The following is an 18,919-nucleotide window of genomic DNA, read 5'->3' as shown; positions in this document are numbered from 1 at the left end:
GCCGTCCCCACATCACAAGAAACGAAAAAGACTGTCTCGACATGCTCTCCCGTCTTTCGCTCCTGCGCGCCGCGGCGCCTGCATCGCCCCGGCTTGCCACCGCCCTGGCCGCCGCATCGCTGACCCTGCTGGCCACCGGCTGCGCCACAGGCCCCAATGCCAATCCGGCGGACCCGCTGGAGCCGATGAACCGGGCCGTCTTCACGGTCAACGACAAGGCCGACACCTACGTGGCCCAGCCGCTGGCCAAGGGCTACAAGGCCGTCACGCCGGAACCGGCACGGCTGGCCGTCACCAACTTCTTCAACAACTTCTCGGACGTCGGCAACTTCGCCAACAACGTGCTCCAGGGCAAGCCCGTGGAAGCGGTGGAAACGATGATGCGCGTGGCGGTCAACACGGTGCTGGGTATCGGCGGCCTGATCGACGTCGCCACGGCGGCCGGCATGCCGCGCCATTCCACGGACTTCGGCCTGACGCTGGGCACCTGGGGCGTGCCGGCCGGCCCATACCTGGTGCTGCCGCTGTTCGGCCCCAGTTCGATCCGTGACGGCGTGGGCGTGGCGGGCAGCATCTTCCTGGACCCGGCCCACTACTTCGATACGGCCTGGCGCTATTCGATGTTCGGCCTCAACGTCGTGAACACCCGCACCAACATGCTGGGCGCCACCGATCTGCTGTCGCAGGCTGCGCTGGACAAGTACGCCTTCGTGCGCGACGCCTACACGCAGCGCCGCCAGTACCTGCTGACCGGCGGCGGCGACACGCTGCCGACGTATGACGAGGACGAGGAATCTTCGCCGTCCGCACCGGGAGGCAAGGCAGCGCCCAAGACCCCGGAAGGCGAGGCCAAGCCCGACACATCGACCAAACCCGAGACCCCGGCCACGCCGGCCCCGGCACCGGGCATGGCCAAGTAAGCGCCGCCTGCAAAAAAAACGCCCACGCCGGGGCACGGCGTGGGCAGCAAGACCACGGATGCGGTGTCCGTGGCCCGACAGATCGTAGGCAATTTCTTCAAAAAGGATTGCCAACAATTGTGTCGGCAAGCATTGCGGACTTGATCGTTGGACGTTCGCGTCAGCCGGCGCGCGAGCGCAGCGGCAGCCAGATCGAGAATGTGGCACCCTCGCCCGCCGCGCTACGCAGCATCACCCGCCCGCCGTGGCGTTCCGCCACCGTTTTCACGAAGACCAGACCCAGGCCGCTGCCCGACGGGGCATCGCTGGCCGGCGCATGCACGCGGCTGAACGGCCGGAACAGGCGCGCCTGCGCCTCGGGCGCGATGCCTGGGCCCAGATCGGTCACCTCGATGGCCATGTAGGGCCCGAGCCGTCGCAGACCCACCGTGACCGGCGCGCCGTCGGGGCTGAACTTGATGGCATTGCTGACCAGATTGGCGATGGCCCGCACCAGCAGCGCTGGCGCCGCGCGCAACGTCACGCCGTCGCCATCGAGGTCGAGCCGCAGCTCGATGCCGCGGGTCCTGGCCAGCGCCCATAGCTCGTCGGTGGCGTCCAGCACCAGCGCCGTCAGGTCCACCTCGGCAAACGGCAGGCTTTGCGATTCGGCTTGCGCCAGCCGGATGAAATCGTCCGCAAGCGCCAGCGTGCGGTGGGCGTGCTCGCCGATGCGGCCCAGCAACTCTTCCTGTGTCATCGCCCGTTCGGGCCGCGACTGCAGGTCGATCAGCGCCAGGATCGACGCCTGCGGCGAGCGCATGTCGTGCGACAGGAAGTGCAGCGTCTGCTCGCGCTGGCGTTCGGCGCGGCGCACGGTCGTGATGTCGATCAGGCTGACGATGACGCCCGCCGGCCGCCCCGCCTCGCCGTGCAGCGGCGCGCCATGCAGCAGGTAGCGGCGGTCGTCCTCGGTAGCCAGTTCCACGCCGTGCGAATCGGATGAGGACATCACGGGCGCGTCGGCATCCAGCGCACCGCACAGGGCATCCCAGTACGCCAGGCCGGGGCCGGGCACCGGGAACAGCGTCTCGATGACGTCCGGCAGCCCCGGGCGGTCGAGCCCGCCGTAGGCATCGGCATAGGTATCGGCATAGGCACCGGCGGTCGGCAACTCACCCAGCCGGGCTGGCTGTGGCAGGTCGTTGATACCCTGCAGCACCACCGGCACCAGCGCCACCGCACGGCGATTGGCCACCAGGATGCCGCCGTCCAGGTTGCAGATGACGGTGGCCTCGGGCAGGCTTTCCAGCCCGTCCGACAGAAAACGCCGCATGTCGCGCAGCCGAGCGGTCATGTCGTAGACGGCCTGCATGCGGCCATCGAGCGAATGGTCAATGCGGGCCGGGGCGCCCAGCAGGCCAGGCTCGCGCATCAGGCGCGCCAGTTCCTCGGACAGGAACCGCAGCGCCGCCTCCTGGCGACGCCAGCTCCAGAGCGGGTAGACGAGCAGGCAGCCAAATACGGCCGCGGACGGCGCAAACCAGAGCTGCATGCTGCCCACGAGCATGATGCTGCCGCCGATCAGGGCGGCCACCAGCACGGCCACCGCGATCAACGCGTCACGCGGCGTCAGCATCCAGGCCGCCAGCGCGGCCAGCAGCACGGGCAGCAATGTGGCGAACCAGCCGGCCAGGTCCGGCACGCGCACGATGCCCGTGCCGTCGCGCAGCGCCTGCAGCGTGTTGGCCAGGATTTCCACGCCGCTCATGCCGCGTCGGTCGCGCGACACCGGCGTGGCGACCACGTCGCCCATGCCGGTGGCCATCGCGCCCACGATCACGTCCTTGCCGCGGAAGAAACCAGCGCCCAACTGGCCGGACAGCACGTCGAGCACCGACACGCGCCCGAAGGTGCCGGGCGGCCCCACGAATGGAATCCGCAGGCGGTCCTGGCTGACCCAACCCGCGCTGTCGATGCGCCGTGCGCGTTCGTGGCGGAACGACTCCGGCGACGGCGGCGACGGCTGCCCGTACGCGGCCATTGCGGCGGCGAAATGCCAGACCGGCGGCGAATCGCCATCGCCCTCGCGCAGATAGACAGAACGTGCCACGCCGTCGGCATCGACGCTCAGGTTGATATGGCCATTGGTGGCAGCGAACGCTTCGAGCGGATGACGCATGACGGGGCCGGCCGCACCCGCTTCCGCCACCACCGGCAGGATCACGTTGCGCGCGCGGGCAATGGCCTGCGCAAGTTCCATGTCGTCGGCCGGATAGCGGATGTCGGGCTCGGACAGCATCACGTCCAGGCCGATCACGCGCGGCTTATCGGCCGCAATATGGTCGATCAGTGACGCCAGCACCGTGCGGCGCCAGGGCCAGCGGCCGATGGCCCCGATGCTGGCATCGTCGATGGCCACCAGCACGATGTCGTTGCGCGGGGCATGGGGCTGGCTGGCGATGGCAAAGTCCAGCAGCGCCAGGTCGGCACGCTCGAACCAGTGGAAACGCGCCACCACCGCCGTGGCCACCACCACGGCGGCCAGCAGCAGCACCCACTCCACGCGGGTGCGACGATGAAAGAAGGCAGCGGCCCGGCTAGCGGACACCCGTCTCGACGCCACGATTGCAACTGCCAGGCAGAATCAGGCAGGCCATGCTGCCGCACGGCGCCGCATACCGAAGCCCGTGCCGGCTACGCATCGGCGGCGCCTCCGGCCTCGAAGCGGTAGCCGTGCGAATACACCGACGTCAGCCGTACCCCGTGCTCGGGGCGCAGCGCCAGCTTGATGCGCAGGCGCGAGACGTGGGTATCGAGCGTGCGGGAACCCGCATCCATGGCGCGGCCCCAGACCGCCTGCTCGATCACCTCGCGCGACAGCAGCCGGCCGATATTGCGGAACAGGAACAGCGCCAAGTCGAATTCGCGCGGCGAGAGGTCGGCAATCTGCCCCGCTACCGCGATGCTGCGGCGGCGCGCGTCCACCACGTAGTCGCCCTGGCGGATCAGTTCGTCGTCGTGCACGGTGTCAGGGTAGGCACGGCGCAGCAGCGCACGGACGCGCGCCACGAATTCGGACGGGCGCAGCGGCTTGGCCAGATAGTCGTCGGCGCCCGCGCCCAGGCCCGCCACGATATCGGCCTCGTCGATGCGGCTGGTCAGGAACAGGATGGGCGGCAGGCGGCCCGAATGCTGGCGCACCCAGATGACCAGTTCGTATCCGCTGGTATCGGGCAACTGCCAGTCCATCAGGATCAGGTCGAACGCCTGATCGCGCAGCGCGCGCAGGAAGGCGGAGCCGGTCGGAAAGCTGGTGCAGTTGAACCCGGCCTCTTCCAGCAGTAGCCGGATCTGTTCGGCCTGGGCGGCATCGTCCTCTACTGAGGCAATTCTCATTACATCCCTCTGATGACTGCGGCCTGTGTGTCGGGCACGGCGGCGTCATGTTACCGAAACGCGCCATGGCGCGTCGAGGCTACATTAGAGGGGAGGCACCGCCGGGGGTGTTGCAGGCGCGCCGCAGGTCGTCGCCCTGCCTTGCGGGCGTAATGAAAACGTGGCCCGCCGCGAGGCCATCGCGGCGGGAAGCATCCGGGGCACTGCCACGCGGCGCGGCGGCTCCAGTACATGCCGGCTTACTGCAGCATGTAGGTTTCGTACTCGAGCCGGTCGAGCTTGCGGTCCAGCAGGTACAGCGACAGCGCCACGACGATCAGCAGCGACACCGCGAAACCATAGCCGTACCAGGCCGGCCCCAGCGACAGTGTCAGCCGCGTCAGCACGAAGTTCAACACCACGAACGTGCCGGTCAGCATCAGCACCTCGCGGCGGCGGTCCAGGTAGAAGTAGATGTTCAGCACGCCCAGCAGCACCACCTGCAGGCTGGCGCCGATCACGTCCACGTAGAGCAGCGGCAGGTACAGCTCCGAGATGCCCAGCAGCCGCAGCAGCCAGCCCCCCACCACGAACAGCAGCAGCGACGCGATGGCCTGCACCTTGACGATCTCGTACAGGCCCAGGCGGATGGTCTGCACCATCGTATTGCGCATGTCCTCGATGTGCTCCAGCGAACTGCCGCCGCGCACCGCGTTGTAGAACGCGTCGTAGTACTCCACGAAGTCGGTCTCGATCCGCACCAGGAACACGGCCATGCCCGGGATGATGGCCAGGTAGGCCAGGAACACCGGGATGTCATAGATGATCGACGCATGCAGCGGGCCGATCACGGGCTGACCCGTGGACGGCGCGTACCAGAACATGAACTTGTCGATCCAGATGCCCAGGTTGTAGAACAGGCCGATGGCGATCAGGCTCGGGTAGGCAAAGCGGCGCTGGAAGACCTCGAACGACATGAACCGGTGGCTCGTGTAGTTGCGGTAGATCAGCGTGATCATGCCCACCAGCAGGCACAGCTGGCCAAACACGAAGCCGCCCAGCAGGCCCTCCAGCCCGTGCGAACGCAGCGCCAGCGCCGCCAGCACGGTGATCGTGTAGCCGACGAAGAACGTCCACACGATGGCCTTGTACTGCTTCATGCCCGACAGGAAGATGGCCGCGATCCAGATATTGCTCATGATCACGAAGCCGGCCATCATCTGCAGCCGGTACAGCACCGACTGTTCCGGGAACGCCCAGACCGCGCAGGCCAGGCCGATGGCGCCGGCCAGCGCCGTGCAGAGCAGCGCCACGGCGTGATAGTTCGACAGCACCAGGTCGGCACGCTTCTCGAACAGGCGGTCCGACGTGAAGCGCGTGAACGACAGCTGCATCGGCCCGGTCAGGATCAGGCTGCACGCGATCAGGTACGTCACCGACACCTGGAACTGCGTGATCAGCGCCCCGGGAATCACCCAGCCGATCGACAGCAGGCCGATCAGCAGGATGCCCAGGATCGACAGCACCCACGGGCCCGAGCTGATCACGCCCGCATACGCGTACGCGCTGAGCATGCCCGACAGGCTGTCCCGCCGTAGCATCTTGCGAAGTTCGAATCCGATACCGGCCATCTCAGCGTCCCCCTGCCTGCGCGCCGTGGTGCACCGGGCACTTCGCGGGGCTGGCGCCGCCATGCGCGCGGCGCGTGTTGTCCGGCATCGCCATCAGCTCCGTATAGAGCGTGCGATAGCTGCCCACCATCTGCTCCTGCGTGTAGTACTTTTCCACGCGCGCAATGCCCGAGGCCTGTGCCGCGTGCCAGCGGTCCGGATGCTGCAGCAGGCCCAGCGCGGCGCTGGCCAGCGCGGCCGGATCGGCAATGCGCACCACGTCGCCCGCGGCGCCCAGCGCGGCGTCGTCGCCGGGCAGGCCGAACACCAGTTCGCTGCACGATCCCACGTCGGTGGTCACGCACGGCACGCCGGCGGCGAACCCTTCGAGCACCACCAGCGGCAGCGCCTCGGAGATCGAACTCAGCACCAGCACGCCCACCTTCGGCAGCAGTTCGTCGATCTTCTGGAAGCCCAGGAACCTGACCTTGTCGCCCAGGCCCAGGCTTTCGGCCAGGCTGCGGCATTCGCGCGCGTATTCGGGGTCCTCGTCCTCGGGGCCGGCAATCCAGCCTTCGGCCTCGGGGTACTCGCGCACCACGGTCAGCATCGCCCGAATAAAGGTCTTGATGTCCTTGATCGGCACGACGCGACCGATCAGGCACAGCACCGGCGGCACGCCCGGCGCACGCTTCTCGCGCAGCGCGGACAGGCGCGGCAGGTTGATGCCGTTCGGGATATTGCGCGTGCGCTCGGCCATCGCGCCGTCCAGCACCTGGCGACGGCGGTTGCCCTCGTAGAGCGCCGTGATCTCGTCGCCGGCCTCGTAGCAGACGCGCCCCAGCGTTTCAAAGAAGCGCACCCAGAGTTCGCGGAAATAGCTGATCTGGGAAATGTCGCGTTCGAAGATGTTGCGGTTGTCGCGGATCCACTGGCTCTGGAACAGGTCGATCTTGCGTTCCTTCGTGTAGATGCCGTGTTCGGACACCAGCAGCGGACGCCCGTTGCGGTGGCGCAGCATCGCGCCCAGGAAGCCGGCGTAGCCGGTGGACACCGTGTGGTAGACCCTGGCCGGAATCAGGCCGTCGGCAATCCGCACCAGCTGCCACAGCGGCTTGTGCATGATGCGGATGGTCCAGAAGTAGTCCGTGAACGACGGGTCCGTGCAGAACTGGCGGTACTGGCTCGTGATCGTGTCCCAGGCCCGCTTGCTGTACAGGAACGCATCCTCGGACAGCGCCCCGCCCTCGCGCAGCTGCGGCATCAGTTCGCGGATCAGCGCGCCGGCCTCGGCTTCCTTGCCCGGCTCGCGCAGCAGTTCGTGCAGCGTGTCCGACTTGTCGAACGCGCGCGCGTCGCCCGCCGTGCCATGCACCAGCGGGGGCGGCGGAAAGTCGTACAGGAAATGGGTCTCCAGATGCACGACGTTTCCGGGCAGCGGGTAGGCCATGTCGCCATAGTCCTCGCGGCGGCTGCCAATGAAGACGATGCCGAACCGGATATCGGGAAACGCGCGGATCATCTGGTTGACCCAGCTCGACACGCCACCGCTTACATAGGGGAACGTGCCTTCGAGCAGCAGCATGACGTCGGCGGACGTTCCCTTGACCAGAATTTCGCTCATGATTGCCAGTACCGCAGCAGAGGCCGCACCAGCGGGAGCGGCGAAGGACTGTCGAAAGCCGCCATCAGGCGGCGCACCGCGGCGTAGTCGCGTTCCTGATAGGCCGCTTCCGCCAGCAGCGGCAGCACGCGCTCGCGCGCAAAGCCCAGCGTCTCGGCGCGGCCCAGGAAGTCGCGCGCCTCGCCTGGCGCGTGGCGAGTCAGCGCCAGGCGGCCACGCATGTACCACAGGGCCGCATTGCTGTCGTCGATCTCCAGCGCGGCGCTGGCGTAGCGTTCCACCTGGCTGGCCGTGTAGCGATACACATCGCCCTGCACCAGGTTCTGGTAGATCAGTTCCCAGTACAGGTCGGCCAGGCGCTTGTTGATTTCCAGCCGGGCCTGCGGCGTATCGGCCGATTCCAGGCGCGGCAGTTCGGCCAGGATCTGCTGCGTCAACTGCTTTTCCGCGCCGTCCAGCATGCCGTAGGCCAGCAGGCGGATGTCGTCGGTGCTGTCGGCCAGCAGTTCGCGCAGCACGGGGCTGGCCGTGCGCGTGGGCATCGACTGCATCGCCACGAGCGCCGTCATGCGCTCCGGCAGCGGCGCACGCGTGTTGCCCAGCTGGGCGCGCAGGCGCGCACCGCCGCCATGCGTCACGCGCTGGATCAGGTGCGTCACGAATTCGGGCAGCGCCACCGAGGCAATGCCGGCGCTGTCGCGCCGATGCGGGAACAGCTTCGAGAACAGCAGGCTGCCCAGGCAAACCAGCGTGCCGCCAAGCGGCACGAAGAAGCAGAACGCCGCCATGTACGCGTAGCTCCACCCGAACGGCGTACGAAAGCGCCGCGGCAGCAGACGCCACACCGCCAGGCCGAGCAGCCCGGCGGCGACGGCCTGCAGGCCCAGGAACGACAGCAGCAGCGGCAGCCCCGTGCCGCCGTGAAACAGCAGGTACAGTGCCGCGATCTGCGAGGCGGTGCCGCCGATGGTCAGCTTGCCCATGCGTCAGCCCGCCTGCGTCTGTCCGGCGGACGCGGCCACGCCCGGTCGGGGGGTGACAGCGGCACTGACCGCCGGCTTGACGGTGCCATCGGTGCCATCCTTGCCGTCCTTGCCGTCCTTGCCATCCTTGCCGTCCAGATGGCAGCGGTGCAGCAGGCGCACCAGCGCCTCTTCGGCACCGGCGGCCGGCACCGGCAGCGTGTAGACACCGATGTGCGCGCTGGCGAAATCGGTACCGAACTGTGCGCGCAGCATGTCTTCGATGCGCACCAGGTAAGCCGACACCGCCTGGCTGTCCGACAACGGCATCAGCGTCAGCATGGCACGCTGATGCACCCCGCGCGCCGGCCAGGCCACGTCCAGCGCCCGGCGGCTGCGCACCACCTGCTCGAACAGCGCGTCGCGCGCTTCGTCCAGGTCGAACACCAGCGCCACCACCGAACTCTGGATGCCGGTCTCGCGGCGCAGACGCGACAGGCGCGCATAGTCCAGCGCGAACGCGTACGGAATGGCCGGGGCCAGCTCCTGGATGCCGTGCGTGGCCTGGGCATGCTCCACGCCGTCGGCGTAGTAGCCCATCAGCACCATCAGCAGCTGCAGGTTTTCATAGGTCAGCGACAGGAACGGCATGCGCTCCACGACCAGCACGCCGATCAGGCGGTCCGATCCGGCCAGCACGGGCGCCACGGCCACGTAGCGCGTCTCGGCGTCCTGCTGCAGGCCCGTGGTGCGCAGATGCGCGAGTTCGCGCGTGTCCAGGCAGTGGCGCACCAGCGGATCGTTGACGTCCAGTGCGAAGTCGGGACCGATGGCGGCAACCGCCCCGGGCACGACGCGCTCGCCCGTGCACGCGAACAGCGCGGCCCCTTCGATCTGGCAGGCCTGTGCCACCACTTGCAGCATCGGCTGTGCGCCGGCCAGCAGCTCCACCTTGCTGCCGCGCGCGGCGTCCTGCATGGCCACGGCACGCAGCTGCGACAGCGTGTCGCGCAGCGTGGTCGGGCGGGCCAGCAGGTCGTTTTCCAGCCGGGCGTGCGAAATGCGCAGCAGGTAGTGGTTCTTGGTCAGCGCGGAGAGCCGCTCGTCCAGGTAGCGGTTCACGGCGCGTGCGCGCGCCAGGCGTGTGTTCCACACATCGCCGAACTGGCCGGCCACCAGCACCAGCAGCAGGCCGCCCAGGAAGAACATGCGCGGGAACGCTTCGCCATGGCTGCCCATGGTGTCGAAGAAGAACCAGCCGCCCAGCAGCATCAGCACCGCCCCCACGCCCACCAGCGTGCCATAGCGCAGCGCCAGGATCACCGGCAGCAGCCAGGCCCACGGAAAGCCCAGACCCAGCAGCAGCGGGTTTTGCGGCAGGATCGCCCAGGCGATGGCCATGGCCACCGCCATCACGACGATCATCTCCAGCACGGCGGCCGCGCCGCCTCCCGCGGGCGCCAGCCAGCGCGCATAGCGCCCGCCCAGGCCAATGCCCTGGCCCTGGCGGGTCGCCTGACGCTTGTTATCGGCGGTGTTAGCCACGCTTGTCACCCGTCCTTTTGTCTACCCGGTTCAACTCAACCCTGCATCAGCGGTGCCAGCAGGCGGCGCAGCAGCTTCTGGGCGACGCCCGACAGCGACTCGCGGCTCCAGCCCGCGTTGCTGCCCGTGGCCGACCACACCACCTGGCCGCTCGACACGTCGATCAGTTGCAGCGAGATGCCCACAGCCGGTTCGCCATCGACACCCACCTTGTAGCGCCATTCCTGCACGGCGCCCGTCAGCGCGTAGCGCGCCCGTTCGCCGCGCGCCCATTCCAGCGCCTTGTTCACCGACTCGCGCTCGGCCGGTTCGAACAGCGTTTCGGGGTTCAGCGCCGCCGGATAACGCTTCAGGTTGGCCACGCCGCCCGTCTTCAGCAGCGACTCGGCGATGGCTTCGGCGCGCAGGCCCGCCTGCGGCGTTTCGGTGTAGTTCACGATCGGCAGCACGGCCACGGTGTCGCCGGCGGCCATCTGCGGCGCGCGACCCACGTCGGTCACGGCGCAGCCGGCCAGCCACAGTGCCGCGCCGATTGCCGCCACCCATGCCATCAGGCGACCCGTGCGGGTATTGGTCTTGTTCATCTTCGATCCCCCTCGTTACCTTGAAATCCAGTCAAATGTTCATCAATAGAGCCAGCGATAGCGCAGGCCAACTTCGGTCAGCGGCGTTCCCGTGGTGCGGGCCGCGGTGTCGTGCGAGACATACAGCGACAGATGGTCGTTGCCGAACACCGATCCCGCCACGCCCACCTGCCCGCGGAAGTTGTGCCCCGCGCGCGTGTCGTACAGCGCACCGGCTTCCATGAAGGGCCGCCACTTGCGCGTGTAGTCGTCGATCAGATCGGTGCCGAACCCGAACAGCACGCCGGCCTGCGTGAAGCTCTGCGGCATGTAGAACGCCGGCGTGGCCTCGTCGTCCCCGGCCGGCAGCAGCCGCTGCATGGTCGACGACAGCGTGCCGCCATTGGCACTGTAGATGCCGCGCGTGCCGACGATGCGCACCGTGTAGTCCGGATACTGCGTGCGGATGCGATAGCCGGCCTCGACGTCGAAGACCATGCCATGGCCCAGCGCGGTACGGTCCTGGCCGTGGAAGTGGTTGTACTGGGCGCGGCCGCTGATGAACTCCCGCAGGCCCAGGCGCCACGTGGCACCCAGTTCCACCACATCCTTCATGCCGCCCACGCGCAGCTGGGCCGATTCGTCGGCCGGCTGGTTGTAGCCCACCGTGCCCGTGTACTGGATGCGCCCTTCCTGGTTCCAGTTGCCGGTCAGGCGTGCCGTGGTGAAGCTTTCCAGGCCGTCACGGCGGCCAATCCCGAGCAGCCAGTTCTTCTGGCTGTCGCGATAGCTCAGCGCCAGTTCGGCACGGCGGTCCGATGCCGGCACGTTGTCCAGCTGGGTGCGATCGGCGCTGCGCTGGTCGCGGAACACGCCGCGCAGGTTCACCGCATAGCCGTCCCACAGGCGCGCGCCGCCCGCCAGGCTGTACTCGTAGTACTCGAGCGGCTTCTGGCGCTGGAACGTGACACGCGGCTCGATGGCCTGCGCATTGAACAGCAGCGCATCTTCCAGCGTCTGCTGGAGCGTGTCGTCGGTACGGGCCAGCTCCTGCGTTTCAAACGCCTGGGTCTGGGCGGTGGACAGGCGGTCCAGCTGGCGATTGGCCTCGATCTGGTTCGCCACCGGCACGCGGCCCGCCTGGCGCTCCATGATCCGGTCGAGCTGGTCCATGTCGTTGCTGTCCAGCGCGATGGAAATCTCGGCATACGCGGGCCGCTGCATGCGGTCGGCATACTGCCGGGCCAGCCACGCACGGGCCAGATCGTTCGATTCGGACGACATCGCCCAGGCCAGCGCCACCTCGCGGCTGGCTGCCGAGATCTGGCCCTGGCGACGGCGCTGCGCCTCGGTCAGCGAGGCCGGCGGCACCGCGTCCAGCGACGGCAGCCCCGGCACATTGCCCAGTTGCGACGGCGACTTGGCATCGCCCGGCGCGGCGCGGCGCGCGGCCACTTCGGCACGGTCGCGGCGCAGCATCTCGATGACGAGGCTGCGCGACACATCGCCGGACGCAAAGATCTGGCCCAGCGCCACCGTCTGGCGGCGCAGGTCGCCCCGTGCCGGACCATCCTGTGCGTCGTCTTCCGCGTCGCCGTCTTCCTCGTCGCTGGCCGATGCATTGGCCCAGTGCTGCCCCCCCGCAGCCCACGCGTGGTGCAGGTCGACCCACGCCTGCCTGCGGATGCGCCAGGCCGTCGATGTCTGCCCGATGGCTTCGTACGCGTCGGCGGTCAGGCCCAGCCAGAGCGGATCGGCGTTCTTGCCCTGCTGCATCTTGCGCAGGTAGTGGAGCGCGGTATAGCCGTCCTGGAAGCGCATGGCGCCCGCGGCATACGCGCCCCACAGGCCCGGGTCCTGCTCGGCGCTGGGCTTCAGTCGCTGCATGACGGCGCGCACTTCGCTGTCGGTGCCACTGTCGACGAGCGCCCACAGCAGCGCGCCGAAGGTTTCGCTGTCCGCATCGGGCTGCGCGGCGGCACGGCGCAGATCGGCCAGCGCGCGGTCGCGGTTGCCGGTCAGGCGCCAGTATTCGGCGCGGCGCATCAGGAACACCGCCGACGATTCGGCTTCGCTGCGCTGCTCGGGAGGCAGGTCCGCCAGCAGCTGGTCGATCCGGCGCCAGGCATGCGCGCGGGTGTAGTAGTACACCGCGAGCTGGAACTGGTCGAACTTGCCGTTCTTGCGCCAGCTGGCTTCGGCGATCCGGCCCGCGTCGATGGGCGAGCGGTCGTAGTACGCAATCAGGTTGGAATAATCGGCCTCCACCGTGTCGCGCACCTCGGCAATGCAGTCGTTGCGGGCGGCACCCGGCGGAAACTGCATGCAGTGGTCGTCACGGGTCTCGGCCATGGCGAACATCATCTGGCGATAGCCGTCCTTGAGCAGATCGTCGCGTTGCGTCAGACGGGCCAGCTCGGTGTACGTGCGCCAGTACAGCAGGTCCTGCGTGCCCGCCTGCTTGCGCGCCGGCAGCAGCGCATCCATCGCCTCGTTCAGGCGGCCCCGCACAAACAGGATGTTGGCGCGCTTGACCGCGTATCGCGGCCGGGCGCCAAAGCGTTTTTCGAGCTGACCGTAGAGTTCGAAGGCGCGATCGTCCTTGCCCGCGCGCTCGGCCAGATCGGCATTGCGCTCCATCGCCTGGCGGCCGTGCGGGCCGTTTGCCAGCGTGTCCAGGAAGGCCATGCCGGCCTCCGGCTCGCCCAGCCGCTCGTAGGCAGCCACCACCTCGTCGATGGTCTTCAGGTCGCCGCCCGCGGCACGGTGACGCAACGCAGCCAGGTAGGCGCGATCGTCGTTGAGGCCCGGCGCCAGGCGCATCACGTTGTTCCAGGCGCGCTCGTCGTGGGTCGCCTGCGCGTATTCGAGCCAGCTCTGCAGCGCGATCATCGGCTGGCGGTTCCATTCGGCAACCTGCGCCAGCCGCTCGCGCCAGACCGGTTCGTTCGGCAGCTTGCGCACTGCCGTCCGCGCCACGTCCTGGGCCTGGTCGAGCTTGCCCGCCGCCAGGAACACGCGGTAGGCCAGGTCGTAGTCGTCGGCGTTGAACGCCTTGCCGGCCGCCACGGCTGCAGCCACTTCATCCTTGGCGGCGGCCTGGGCCTCGGCCTGCGTCGGATTGCCCGGACCCGGTTTGGGTGTGGCCTGGGCCAGCATCGGTGCCGGCGCAGCCTGTGCGTGAACGCGGCGCAGGCCGAAATCGCCCATCCGGTCGCGCATGGCGACGCCGCGCGGGCCATCCAGGAAAACATCGCCACGGGCCAGCCACGGCTCGGTGTCGGACACGCGCCGCACTGCCGCATGCGCGGCATCGCGGCGCAGCGCCGCCAGCGCGATCTGCGCGGCGCCCGACGGTTTGCCGGCCGACAGTTTCAGCAGCCGCTCGACGTACTTCGCCGCCACGTCCGGCTTGTTGGCGGCCAGCGCCAGCCTGGTCAGGTAGCGCAGTACGTCGGGATCTTCGAGCAGCCTGGCGCCGCGACGCTCGGCTTCCACCAGCGCCTCATCCAGCAGGTTGCCCGCTTGCAGCGTCTGCAGCGCCTGCAGGAACAGCGTGCGCTGTTCGTACAGGTTCTTGCTGCGCGCCTGCGCGTCGAACAACGCCTGCGCGGAATCGCGATAGTTGCCGCCGGCCAGCGCGATGCTGGCCAGTTGCCGGTTGTAGAAATCGAGATTGGCCGGATCGCGCTTGCCTAGCGTGCGGAACAGCACGCTGGCCGCGTCGGCATCGCCGATCTGGCGCGATTGCGTGGCCAGCGTCTGCAGGTCGGCCAGCGACCAGCGGCGCATCGCGCCGTCGGCGGTGGCCTGCTTGAGCAGGTCCTTCATCAGCGCCAGGCGCTCGGCACGCTCGGGCGATTCGGGTTGCGCCGCATAGGCGCGCTGCTGCGTGATCTCGATGCGCGTGCGCAGGATATGGCCGGTCATGTCCTGCCCCTGCACGGCCATCATGCGTTCGAGCATTGTCTCGGCGTCGTCCAGGCGGCCGCTGCGCGCGTACTGCTCGGCCAGCACGCTCATGAAGCTCGTGTCGTTGGGGGCCACGCGCGACCACGCCTCGAGATAGGCGACGGTCAGGCCGTCAACCGTACGGCCCTGGCCTAGCAGGCGTTCGCGCAGCGTTTCGCGCGGAAACATCAGCGCCAGGCCCACCCCCACCATCGCGGTAAAGGTCAGAACCAGCGCCGGCGGCAACAGCCGCTCGCGCTCAGGCGCCGCAGCGGACTTCGACTTGTTGCTGGACATGGATCGGATCATTCACCGCAGGGGTATCGAAACGCAGCGTATTGTTCTCGCGCACGCCGCGAGCGGGCTTGCCATCGACGGTGACGCTGCACTGGCCGGCATTGGCAAGCCGGAAGAACGGCTTGTAGTAGCCGGAGAAAGCAAAGCGGGTGGTGCCCCCATCGCGGTGCCAGTCGCGCACCAGCCCGTTGGCCTCGGGCAGTTCGGGCACCGCCTGCGTGGCGGCCGGCACAAGGCTGAAGCGCGCATGGCCGCCGTCCAGGTGCACATACACGCCGCCGCCCGGGGCCGGCGACGAGCCGGTCACGCCTTGTGCCGTGGCCACGTCGGGCACGCCGGCGCCGACCCAGCGCAGGTTGCGCAGGTTGCCGTCGCCACGCACCACCCATGCGCCGCTGGCAGGGGCGCCATCGGCGCCGTCACCCAGTTCGCGTGCCACGGCCATGTCCTGCCAGTCGAGCACCTTGCGCACGTAGTCCGTGGAGTGCATCGGCAACACATTCTGCGTCAGCACGTAGTCGTACACCTTGCGCAGCGCCTTCAGCGATGCCGCCTTGGTGCCCGCGTAGCTGTGGTAGTAGATGTTCACGGCCTTGAAGCGATATGGCCTGTCGGTCATCTCGTAGGTCTCGATCACGCGCTCGAACCCGTAGTACGGGCCGCGCCACAGGTTCGTGTAGACGTTCTCGTTCTGGTTGGTCGCGAATACCTGGAACGTGTTGTCGGCCTTGTGGATGCCCAGCGGCGCGATGGCGGTCCAGGTGGGATTGCTGCGCGTGATCAGCGTGTCGCCGCCGTTCATGTTCAGCACGCCGGCGGCATCGGTCAGCTTGATGGCTTCCGGCGGCGCCTGGCAGTCGCCGGGCCACAGCAGCATCTTCACCGGCTTGTTCGGCGACAGCACCTTGTTGATGTAGTCGATGGAGCCGCCGATCTCGCGGTTCAGGTCCAGCTTGTAACCGGGGATGGCCAGGTGGAACTCCTCGTCGCCCTCGGTGACGCGCGCGTCGCTCTGTTGACCGGGCACCGTGCGGCCCCACTCGAACGGGTGCGAATAGGTATGGCTGGCCACCTCGACATACGGCTGCGCGAAGATCTTGCGGGCGATCGGCTCCAGCTCGGCGGTCAGCTTCGGGTACATGCCCGACTTGCCGACCTCGCCCTCGATCACCGACATCGTCATCGGCAGGCGATAGCGATCGAAGATTTCCCGGAACAGCACCTCGCCGGCGAAACCGCCGCCCGGAATCTCGGCCTTCGAGGCAAACCCGTCGCCGTCGATATGGATCGTCAGCAGGCGGCGCCCGCTTTCGGTGGTGGTGTCGGGCACCGGCATCGGACGCAGGCGCAGGGCCTCGCGCAGGAAATCGAGCGGCTGCACGATCCAGCGGTCCTGGTCGCTGGAGGAATTCTGGCGGATCGCGTAGTTCTGGCGAACGGCATAGGGGCCGGTCACATAACCGCCCCACTTGGTGATGGCCGCGGCGTCGTAGGTCAGCGTACCCGCGCGCAGGCGCAGCAGCGAGCGCGTGCTGGCAGCGCCATCCTGCACCTGCACGGCAACCGCCTCGGTGGCATCGGGCGCCACGGGCTGTTCGAAGCCCATCATCTTGTCCTGCGACACGATCTGCACCGGGCTCGATACGCGCCCCTTCACCGCCTTCAAGCCAAGGCTGCGCAGCAGCGGGCTGTTTGCCGGCATGCCGAAGCCGTTCATGAATGCCACCGGCACGCCCTGCCCGCTCAGCTTTTCGAGCCAGGCCTGGTAGCGGGCTGCGTTGCGCGTGAAATAGCCGTTGGACCAGACCACCACGCCCGCATAGCGGTCGGGCGTGATCTCCGGCAGCGGATCGCGCGTCTCGGCAAACTCGACGCGATAGCCAAGGTAGTTCAGCGGCATCGACACGAAGCGCACGCCTTCGCTGTTGTCGATCGACACGCCCGGCTGGCTTTCCTGCAGCACCAGCACGCGGCGCGGCAGCACCTCGATCTGGCCGACGCCCACCGTCTGCAGGCCGGAATCGGTCACGTACGGCGTGATGCCGAGTGCGCGGATACGGCGCGCGGTATCGCGCTGGCACGTGCGGTCGGCCGGTGCGCAATAGTCGATCGAGATGACCGGCAGCTTGTACTGCTCACGAATAATGCGGGCCTGGTTCAGCAGCCAGTCGCGATCCTGCTGGCTGACCTCGGTATAGGCGCCCTGCGCCTGGTTCCAGCCGCGGAACAGCGATTCGAATACCACGCCATAGGCCAGCGCATGCACCTGCGGCAGGATTTCGAAGCCGCGGTTGAACAGAAGCTTCGCATCCGGATAGCGGGCCTTGATGGCCTGGATCACCCGCACCATGCCGGCTTCCTGCCTGGCGCGCTCGGCATCGGTCGGGGCCACCAGGTGGTACGAGTCCATCGTGTCGATGAAGAAGCCGCGGTAGCCGCGATCCCACAGCGGTGCGATCACCTTGTCGACGTAAAAGGCGGGCCAGCCTTCGGCGGCCTGGTCAACCACCCGGGCATTCCAGGCGTCATTGCTGCCGGTGAGCCATGACTTGGGGATGTCCTTGAAGTACGCGCGGCTGGGCAGCACCTCGCCCAGGCTCACGTAGGAAAACCATGCCGTGTTCGGGGTCTTCGCCTGGCGCGGATCGAAACCGCTGTCGGGCTCGACCACGGCCACGTCGAATGCCTGCAGTAGATCGACGGGCGGCTTGCTGCCGTAGTGGAAGGCGACGTTGGGCGCGGCGGGCGTGCTGGCTGCCCGGGCCGCCTGGCGCGTCACAGGAGCCTGGGCCGGCTCGGCTGCCTGGGCCAGCGCATCGGCCGACGGGGTCAGCGCGCCCAGCATCACGGCACCCGCCGATGCCACGACGGCCACGGCCAGCATCGCATGCCGGCAAACGCGCCCCACGGCGCGGCGTGGCGCATCGCTGCCAACTTCATGGAAAAGTCCCCGGATTAAACGCTGCAATGGCTTCACTCGTTGTTGTCCGCTTTTTCTTTGTTGGTATGGCGCGCGGTACGTCGCCGCGCGTCCGCCGCATCCGCTTCCTGGCGTCGCGGGCCCCGCATTATGCCGTCGCCCCGTCGGAACTAGTGTTTTTACTAATTCACGGGCAGGTCGGATGCTAGGCCATTCGCCGGACCGAGATTGTCAAAAATTGTGCCGACGCCGTCCTGTCATGCGGCCGACACAGGCGCGTGCCATCCTGCCCGGTTTTGGCATGGCATGGGCCTGCTTGAACGAACGACGCGGCAGGAAAATGCGGCAGGAAGACGGCCGGCATGATGCCGGCAGCGGGCACGGCAAGGCCCGCGCGCCAAGGACTGGCTAACTATGTGGTGACATCTGATTCCCCGTTCACGGATCCGGTGCCTGGTGCCCCGGGATTTTTCCGGCTCGCGCGCATCGCTGCGGCGACCGGTTTTTGGTATGACGCGCATTGTCACGGCATCATCCATTGGTAGCCATAGTCCATATGGAGTAGCGTTGGCGGAACGGTTTTGTGGCATATATGGCAGCGTGGTGCCGCCGGGGGTTACGGCTGCGTACCAACTGTCGATACCACAGATACGGAAATGCGTGTCATACCGCCAGGCGATTCAGTCTGATGTCAGACAAACCCCCAAATGATCTAGAAATCTCTAATATCTGCTGTTCGCATGCCGAAATACCGTTAGGGGGATAGTCTGATTGACACGCGAAAAAAAACCGTCAGAATGGCTGCTCGCATGTGCACCGGCCTGTAGCGTTATTGCTCCGGTTCGTTGTGGGCAACATGCTTGGTCGGGCAATCACGCTCATTTGAAATTCAAGGTTGGATAGATATATGGAAACCGGTACCGTTAAGTGGTTCAACGACGCCAAGGGCTTTGGCTTCATCACCCCGGACGCAGGCGGCAACGACCTGTTCGCGCATTTCTCGGCGATTGAAGGCAATGGCTTCAAGTCGCTGAAGGAAGGCCAGAAGGTCCGCTACGTGAAGGCCATGGGCCAGAAGGGCGAGCAGGCCACGAAGATCCAGGCCATCTAAGCCTGAATCGCCGGGCCAATTATCTGGCCTGGGAAGCCCCGCTTCGGCGGGGCTTTCTG

The 18,919-nt window shown here is 67.6% G+C and carries 11 protein-coding genes; 2 read left to right on the top strand and 9 right to left on the bottom strand.

All coding sequences use genetic code 11. The features are described from left to right. Positions 1-41: 41 nt before the first annotated feature. A complete protein-coding gene (locus AC24R4_RS09730; RefSeq protein WP_487522853.1) occupies positions 42-920 on the top strand; it encodes an MlaA family lipoprotein in 879 nt (292 codons plus the stop codon). Between the two features lie 160 nt (positions 921-1,080). Here the strand turns inward: AC24R4_RS09730 and AC24R4_RS09725 are convergent, their stop codons facing one another. From AC24R4_RS09725 to AC24R4_RS09685, 9 genes are all read right to left on the bottom strand, one after another. Next, the gene (locus AC24R4_RS09725) at positions 1,081-3,510 is read right to left on the bottom strand and encodes a CHASE2 domain-containing protein (protein WP_487522852.1); all 2,430 of its coding nucleotides are present in this window, start codon (positions 3,508-3,510) and stop codon (positions 1,081-1,083) included. 86 nt (positions 3,511-3,596) lie between these two features. Further along, a complete protein-coding gene (locus AC24R4_RS09720) occupies positions 3,597-4,298 on the bottom strand; it encodes a response regulator transcription factor (RefSeq protein ID WP_400395528.1) in 702 nt (233 codons plus the stop codon). Between the two features lie 239 nt (positions 4,299-4,537). Then, positions 4,538-5,908: an exopolysaccharide Pel transporter PelG gene (gene pelG / locus AC24R4_RS09715; protein WP_092597606.1), complete on the bottom strand. Its 1,371-nt coding sequence runs from the start codon at positions 5,906-5,908 to the stop codon at positions 4,538-4,540. Position 5,909: 1 nt separating this feature from the next. Beyond that, positions 5,910-7,511 carry a GT4 family glycosyltransferase PelF gene (gene pelF / locus AC24R4_RS09710; protein WP_400393886.1) on the bottom strand — a complete coding sequence of 534 codons (1,602 nt, stop codon included), beginning with the start codon at positions 7,509-7,511 and terminating at the stop codon, positions 5,910-5,912. Further along, positions 7,508-8,494, bottom strand: a complete 987-nt coding sequence (locus AC24R4_RS09705; protein WP_400393885.1) for a tetratricopeptide repeat protein — start codon at positions 8,492-8,494, stop codon at positions 7,508-7,510. The genes pelF and AC24R4_RS09705 overlap by 4 nt, the downstream gene beginning before the upstream one ends. 3 nt (positions 8,495-8,497) lie before the next feature. Then, a complete protein-coding gene (locus AC24R4_RS09700) occupies positions 8,498-10,027 on the bottom strand; it encodes a PelD GGDEF domain-containing protein (RefSeq protein WP_400393883.1) in 1,530 nt (509 codons plus the stop codon). A 26-nt stretch (positions 10,028-10,053) separates the two neighbouring features. Then, positions 10,054-10,602 (bottom strand): penicillin-binding protein activator LpoB, encoded by a 549-nt coding sequence (locus AC24R4_RS09695; protein ID WP_400393882.1) that lies wholly within the window; start codon positions 10,600-10,602, stop codon positions 10,054-10,056. A 42-nt stretch (positions 10,603-10,644) separates the two neighbouring features. Then, on the bottom strand, positions 10,645-14,829 hold the full coding sequence (locus tag AC24R4_RS09690) for a tetratricopeptide repeat protein (RefSeq protein ID WP_487522851.1): 4,185 nt from the start codon (positions 14,827-14,829) through the stop codon (positions 10,645-10,647). Then, entirely contained in the window at positions 14,792-17,713 is a 2,922-nt protein-coding gene (locus AC24R4_RS09685) for a bifunctional glycoside hydrolase/polysaccharide deacetylase family protein (protein ID WP_400395598.1), read from the bottom strand. The genes AC24R4_RS09690 and AC24R4_RS09685 overlap by 38 nt, the downstream gene beginning before the upstream one ends. Before the next feature lie 943 nt (positions 17,714-18,656). Between AC24R4_RS09685 and AC24R4_RS09680 the strand changes: the two genes are divergently transcribed. After that, complete coding sequence (locus AC24R4_RS09680) at positions 18,657-18,860, top strand: cold-shock protein (RefSeq protein ID WP_008650922.1); 204 nt, start codon at positions 18,657-18,659, stop codon at positions 18,858-18,860. The last annotated feature ends 59 nt before the right edge of the window (positions 18,861-18,919 follow it).

The organism is Cupriavidus sp. CER-90, assembly GCF_057652055.1.
The sequence above is the reverse complement of the archived record's forward strand: the minus strand, read 5'-3'. Positions and strand labels throughout refer to the sequence as shown.

What these genes read in the sequence shown, in the direction of transcription:
- AC24R4_RS09730 (WP_487522853.1), top strand. Translation starts at nt 42, where the DNA reads ATGCTCTCCCGTCTTTCGCTCCTGCGCGCCGCGGCGCCTGCATCGCCC.
- AC24R4_RS09720 (WP_400395528.1), bottom strand. Translation starts at nt 4,298, where the DNA reads ATGAGAATTGCCTCAGTAGAGGACGATGCCGCCCAGGCCGAACAGATC.
- pelG (WP_092597606.1), bottom strand. Translation starts at nt 5,908, where the DNA reads ATGGCCGGTATCGGATTCGAACTTCGCAAGATGCTACGGCGGGACAGC.
- pelF (WP_400393886.1), bottom strand. Translation starts at nt 7,511, where the DNA reads ATGAGCGAAATTCTGGTCAAGGGAACGTCCGCCGACGTCATGCTGCTG.
- AC24R4_RS09705 (WP_400393885.1), bottom strand. Translation starts at nt 8,494, where the DNA reads ATGGGCAAGCTGACCATCGGCGGCACCGCCTCGCAGATCGCGGCACTG.
- AC24R4_RS09695 (WP_400393882.1), bottom strand. Translation starts at nt 10,602, where the DNA reads ATGAACAAGACCAATACCCGCACGGGTCGCCTGATGGCATGGGTGGCG.
- AC24R4_RS09690 (WP_487522851.1), bottom strand. Translation starts at nt 14,829, where the DNA reads ATGTCCAGCAACAAGTCGAAGTCCGCTGCGGCGCCTGAGCGCGAGCGG.
- AC24R4_RS09685 (WP_400395598.1), bottom strand. Translation starts at nt 17,713, where the DNA reads ATGCTGGCCGTGGCCGTCGTGGCATCGGCGGGTGCCGTGATGCTGGGC.
- AC24R4_RS09680 (WP_008650922.1), top strand. Translation starts at nt 18,657, where the DNA reads ATGGAAACCGGTACCGTTAAGTGGTTCAACGACGCCAAGGGCTTTGGC.